At 66.4% G+C, this 5,936-nt stretch carries 3 protein-coding genes, 3 pseudogenes and 1 other annotated feature; of the genes and pseudogenes, 3 read left to right on the forward strand and 3 right to left on the reverse strand.

The window, feature by feature from the left end; translation table 11 throughout:
• Nucleotides 1–115 precede the first annotated feature (115 nt).
• Complete coding sequence (locus WI697_RS27270) at nucleotides 116–1,009, forward strand: ATP-binding cassette domain-containing protein (protein WP_345960666.1); 894 nt, start codon at nucleotides 116–118, stop codon at nucleotides 1,007–1,009.
• Between the two features lie 36 nt (nucleotides 1,010–1,045).
• Here the strand turns inward: WI697_RS27270 and WI697_RS27275 are convergent, their stop codons facing one another.
• Nucleotides 1,046–1,711 carry an FMN-binding negative transcriptional regulator gene (locus tag WI697_RS27275; protein WP_345960667.1) on the reverse strand — a complete coding sequence of 222 codons (666 nt, stop codon included), beginning with the start codon at nucleotides 1,709–1,711 and terminating at the stop codon, nucleotides 1,046–1,048.
• Nucleotides 1,712–1,815: 104 nt separating this feature from the next.
• Between WI697_RS27275 and WI697_RS27280 the strand changes: the two genes are divergently transcribed.
• On the forward strand, nucleotides 1,816–2,808 hold the full coding sequence (locus tag WI697_RS27280; protein ID WP_345960668.1) for an alpha/beta hydrolase: 993 nt from the start codon (nucleotides 1,816–1,818) through the stop codon (nucleotides 2,806–2,808).
• A 98-nt stretch (nucleotides 2,809–2,906) separates the two neighbouring features.
• Here the strand turns inward: WI697_RS27280 and WI697_RS27285 are convergent.
• Nucleotides 2,907–4,135 (reverse strand): annotated as a pseudogene (locus WI697_RS27285) (IS3 family transposase).
• Nucleotides 3,735–3,851, reverse strand: a sequence feature (AL1L pseudoknot). Its footprint overlaps the pseudogene before it by 117 nt.
• Before the next feature lie 87 nt (nucleotides 4,136–4,222).
• Here WI697_RS27285 and WI697_RS27290 point away from each other — a divergent pair.
• A pseudogene (locus WI697_RS27290) lies at nucleotides 4,223–5,430 on the forward strand (IS256 family transposase).
• Between the two features lie 69 nt (nucleotides 5,431–5,499).
• On the opposite strand, the pseudogene WI697_RS27295 reads toward WI697_RS27290, so the two are convergent.
• Nucleotides 5,500–5,610: pseudogene (locus WI697_RS27295) on the reverse strand (IS5/IS1182 family transposase); the annotation flags it as partial.
• Between the last annotated feature and the right edge of the window lie 326 nt (nucleotides 5,611–5,936).

Raw genomic sequence — 5,936 nt, forward strand, 5'->3', positions numbered from 1 at the left:
CCGCCATCATAGATCAAGGCAAGCGCCAGCAGGCGGCGTGTCTGATCGGCATCTTTCGACCGTCGGGCCAGGGCACGAAGGCCGGCGCCGTCATAATCGGGGCGAAGGGGGATCGGTGCTGACATGGGGATCGCTCCGGCTGTTTGCCAGAGTGACTCACAATCCGCGGGTCTTGGGAATCCCCTATCGTGAGTCGGGGTCAGCGCTCATTGGTATTACCTGGCTGGCCACGTCACGCACGCGCGGGCATCTGGATGCAGCGATCGACGCCGATCAGCAAGTGGCGCAGGTCTTCGGCAATGTGATCGGCGCCGTAGAGGCGGTGCGGCAGGTGGGAGGCACCGCCTGGACGCGCGATCATCATCAAAGGCAGATGTACGGGCTGCTGGATCGCTGGGCTGCCTATTGCCGGCGGCGGATCGCCTACGCCGCCATATATGGCGTGGCGCTGGCCTTGCTGATCGCCATCACCTTCGCGCTGCTGCTGCCGGCCTGGCGGGCAGGGCAGCTCACCATCGGCGAGGTGGTGCTGTACAACACCCTGCTTCTGCAGCTCAATCAGCCTCTCGAGGCCGCCGGCCATGTGATCGATGACGTGGTTCGTTCTCTGACGCGGCTGCGGCCGCTGTTGCGCATGTGGCAGGCGCCGGAAATGCCGATCCGGCTCCATGCGCAACCGCTGGTGATCCGCGACGGGGCCGTCACTTTCGATCATCTCGGCTATGTTCATGCCGACGGGCGGGGGCTGTCGGGGCTTCGGGCGACGGCGCGGCGCGGCCATGTCACCTGGATCATGGGGGAGACCGGCGCAGGCAAGACCACCTTCATGCGATTGTTGACCCGGGCGCTGGAACCTGGCACCGGGCGGATCCGGACCCGTTGGCCGGTTGCGGTGCGCGGCTGGCAGGAGGCGCATGGCCTGACCCCCGGCATGGTGGTCTCGGATGACGGACGAATCGTGACGCTGGCCGTCGTAGACGGTTTCCTGCTGATCGAGGCCACGGGGTAACGTCCAGATAATTGTCTTACAGCGTCATAAGAGTCGTCATTTGACCAGATCCATCAACCCCGCCACCACCGGCCCGTAATCGCTGCCGGACGCACGAAGTGCGGCCTGGATGGTGGGGCGGTCGGTGGGTTTGTTCTGGCTGAGCTTCTGCATGCAGTCGATCCGCTCCACCTGGATACGGAGACCGACGACGCCCTGGATCAGCCGGTCGACATGGGGCTCCGGTGCCGCATCCAGGGTCCAGCCGGTGGCGGTGCGGGCCTCGAAGGCGGCGATCTGGCGGCGCATCAGGTCGAGCAGGCCGTCGCGGTCGTCGACGACCGTCAGCCGGCCGCGGATCTGCAGGCCGACATAGTCCCAGGTCGGCACATTGACGGGGCTTTCATACCAGGCGGGCGAGATATAGGCATCGGGGCCGTTGACCACCAGCAGGGCCGGCATGCCGGTCGACAGCGCCGCCGCATGGGGGTTGCGCCGGGCCATATGGGCGGCGATGGTGAGACCGGTGATGTCGTCGGGGTCCTGATCTTCTGTGATGCCCTGACCTTCTGTGATCCCCTGGCCTTCGGTAATCACCGGCAGCGAGGTGGCGAGCGGCAGGCCGTCGGCGCCCGCGGTCACCAGCGTGCCGAAGGGGAAGCGGGCCAGCCAGCCCAGAATGGCGGCGGGGTCGTCGGTGCGGTAATGGGCGGGCACGTACATCGCGGGCGGCATCCATTGGAGGAGGGCAATGCGGATATTGTATTTTGATATCATGAAAGTCACAATAGCCGCGATATCCCCCCCTCCGACCGGAGTTTCCCCGCATGACCGACGACGCACTCGATCCCGCGCTCAGGGCGATGCTGAAGGCCGCCGCCGAGGCCCCCGCCGGGCCGAGCATCCGCGACCTGCCGGTGCCCGAGGCGCGCGCCGCCTATCGCGAGCGCTATCTGATCCGCGGCATCCGCGCCCCCGAAGCGCCGGTCGCCATGACGGAACATGTGCTGGAGCTGCCGGACCGGGTGATCGATGCCCGGCTCTACCGGCCGGCGCGGGCGGGCGATGCCCCGGCCCTGCCGCTGGTGATCTATTTCCACGGCGGCGGCTTCGTGGTCGGCGACCCGGCGGCCTATGACAACCAGTCGCGCTGGCTGGCCGACCGGCTGGGCGCGCTGGTCCTGACCCCGGATTACCGCCTGGCGCCGGAACATCCCTTCCCGGCGGCGGTGGCGGATGCCTGGGACGTTTTCACCCTGGTGGCCGGCGATGCCGCGGCCTGGGGCGCCGATCCGGCCGCGATCGGGCTTGCGGGCGACAGCGCCGGCGGCTGCCTGACCCTGGTCACGGCACTCACCGCCCGCGACCGCCCGAACGGCCCGCAGCCGGTGGCGGGTCTGGCGCTCTATCCCGTGACCGATTTCCGCCCGAATGCCGGAGAAGAGGTCAGCTATCCGTCGATGGCGGCCCTCGGCAGAGGCTATTTCCTCGACACCGCCACCATGGACTGGTTCTGCGATCTGTTGCTGACCGGCACCGAAGACGCCCGCGACCCCCGCGCCTCCCCCCTGCTCTGGCCGGATGTCGCCGGCACCTGCCCGATCGTGCTGGCCACCGCCGGCTTCGACCCGCTCTCCGACCAGGGCGACGCCATGGCCGACCGCCTGGCGGCTGCGGGCGTGCCGGTCGACCATCTGCGCCTGCCCGACATGATCCACAACTTCCCCGGCTATGCCGGCCTGTCGGCGGGCGCCGAAGCGGCCTTCGCGCGGGTGGTGGATGCCTTCGGCGCACGCCTCCCGGGCCGGTGGCGCGCGTAAGCCGGACGGCGAGAGATAACCTGGTGGAAACGCTATAGTGTTGATAATCTTACGAAATATGAACCGCGCTGGGTTTGCCGGAGGCTCGGCGCATTGAATCAGGCGGCGCTGGCCGCCTGCTCCTGTTCGTCCCACCAGCGTTGCTCGGCCTCGGCCGGCGGGATGTTACCGATCGGCTCGAGGAGCCGGCGGTTGTTGAACCAGTCGACCCATTCGAGGGTCGCATACTCGACGGCTTCCAAGGACCGCCAAGGTCCGCGCCGATGGATCACCTCGGCTTTGTAGAGCCCGTTGATCGTCTCGGCGAGGGCGTTGTCGTAGGAATCCCCGACACTGCCCACCGAGGGCACCACGCCGGCGTCGTCGAGGTGTTCGGTGTCGCGGATCGACAGGTATTGTCCGCCTCAATCGCTGTGATGGACGAGACCGCCACCGGGTGCCGGCCGGCGCGCATGGAGGGCTTGCTCGAGGGCATCGAGCACGAAGCTCGCATGCGCGGTTCGGTTTGCCCGCCAACCGACGATACGCCGCGTGAACACGTCGATCACGAAGGCGACGTAGACGAAACCCGCCCAGGTCGCCACGCAGGTGAAATCGGAGACCCTGAGCCGGTTCGGTCCCGGCGCCCTGAACTGTCGATTGACGAGGTCACGCGGGCATGGCGCCTTGTCCGAGATGGTCGTCCGGATCGGTCGACCACGAACAACGCCTTGAAGTCCCATCTGTTTCATCAGCCGAGCCGCCGTGCATCGCGCGACGGGAATGCCCTCGCGGTTGATCTGTCGCCAGACCTTGCGAACGCCGTAGACCCGGAAGTTTTCGTCGAACCCCCGCCGGATCGTGTGACGCAGCTCCACGTCACGGCGCACCCAAGGAGGCGCCGTCGAGGGATCGAGCCGGCGAGCGGCGTGAACGTGATACGTCGACGGGGCGATCGGCAGAACACGGCAGATCGACTCGACCCCATAGACGTTGCGGTGATCGTCGATGAACGACACCATCACTTCTGTCGGCGGTCGAGCTCCACCAGCGCGAAATACGCCGACGCTTTCCTCAGGATCTTGTTCGCCTGCCGCAGCTCGCGGTTCTCCCGCTCGCGTGCCTTCAGGCGGGCGTTCAGGTCCGGGGCGGCGCCGTCGATCTTACCGCCCTCACGCTCGGCCCGCTTCACCCACAGCCGCAGCGTCTCCGGTGTGCAGCCGATCTTGCCGGCGATCGAGGCGATGGCGGCCCAGTGGGAGGCGTGATCGCTCTCGTGCTCGAGAACCATCCGGACCGCGCAGCTACGCACTTTGGGGACAAATTTGTTCGTCATCCTGCTGGTCATGGCTCCATCCTCTCAAGAGTTGGAGCCTCCGGCAAACCCGGCGCGGGGTCACGTCCCGCCGAATGGTGTAACAGCGTTTGCCTGGGGATGATGAGCCTTCGTGGCCTGCTGGAAAAGAGCGCAGATGCCGATCTGCTGCGCGAGATGATCGGTTTTGCCGCCGAGCGGCTGATGGAGTTGGAGGTGGCGACGCTGACCGACGCCGGGCATGGTGAGCGCAAGCCCGATCAGCGCCTTGTCCACCGCAACGGCTACCGCGAGCGCGACTGGGAGACCCGGGCGGGGACGGTGGCGTTGCGCATCCCACGCCTGCGCAAAGGCAGCTATCTGCCGTGCTTCCTGGAGCCCCGCCGGATGGCGGAAAAGGCGCTGACCGCCGTCATCCAGGAGGCCTATGTCCAGGGCATCTCGACGCGGTCGGTCGACGATCTGGTCAAGGCCATGGGCATGACCGGCATCTCGAAAAGCCAGGTCAGCCGCCTGTGCGCCGAAATCGACGGCAAGATCGCCACCTTCCTCGACCGCCCGCTGGAGGGCGACTGGCCCTATGTCTGGCTCGACGCCACCTACGTCAAGGTGCGCCAGGACGGCCGCATCGTCAGCGTGGCGGTGATCATCGCGGTCGGTGCCAACACCGCCAGGCGACGCGAAGTCCTGGGCATGGCCATCGGCCCCAGCGAGGCTGAGACCTTCTGGACCGACTTCCTGCGCAAGCTGGCGCGGCGGGGCCTGCGCGGCGTCAAGCTGGTGGTCTCCGACGCCCACGAAGGATTGAAAGCGGCCATCGCCAAGGTGCTGAACGCCACCTGGCAGCGCTGCCGCGTCCATTTCATGCGCAACGTGCTGGCCCATGCAGGCAAACAGGGCTGCCGCGTCGTCTCGGCCTTCATCGGCACCGCCTTCGCCCAGGACACCGCCCGGGCCGCCCGTGTCAGGCCGCCCGTGCGCAATGGCGCCAGGTGGCCGACCAACTGCGCCCCAGAGCCCGGAAACTGGCGGACGTGATGGACGACGCCGAAACCGACGTCCTGGCATACATGGACTTCCCCGCCGCGCATCGCGCCAAGCTGCACTCGACCAATTCCATCGAGCGCCTCAACGGCGAAATCAAGCGTCGCACCGAGGTCGTCGGCATCTTCCCCAACGAGGCCGCCATCACCCGACTGATCGGCGCCATCCTGCTGGAGCAGAACGACGAATGGGCCGTCCAGCGATCCCGCTATATGACCCTGGAATCCGTCGCCCCCTTGGGCGATGATCCGCTGACCAGCCTGCAGCCCGTCGCGGCAGCCTGACTATCCCGGACAACCTTGCCGGAGATCAAACGGCGACTGCACTGTTATACCAATTCTCGGGACACGATCGTTCAGAACGCGACGATCATCAACCCGAGGAACACCGCGCGGCTTGTTTGGCAGTAGCGGCGAGATGATCGACCATTCATGGTCGGTGAGTTCATAGCGGCGGCGCGTCATTTCAAAGCTCCCTCATTCGGAAGCCTTGAATCACAGCTGCCAAAAAACACCAAGCGAATTTATGAGTTTACCGCCTAAAGTCGTCGGGCATCCCGGCAGAGACAGCAGGCATGCCGCAACGGCAGGCGGACACTCTCGTTGCGGTAGACGGCGGCCGGAAATCCGGTCCCGGCGCGGCCTAGTGCTACAGTTGCATATTATATCTTTTCGCCCGATGCGAAATGGCCGCAACCGCTTGATGTGACTGCCGCCACCGAAACCATGCCCAGACGTCCCCTGCGTGGTGTTGTGTCGCGAACAGAAGCCTGGAGAGAAGCCGCCTGATT

This window comes from Tistrella mobilis (assembly GCF_039634785.1).
Taxonomy (GTDB): domain Bacteria; phylum Pseudomonadota; class Alphaproteobacteria; order Tistrellales; family Tistrellaceae; genus Tistrella; species Tistrella mobilis.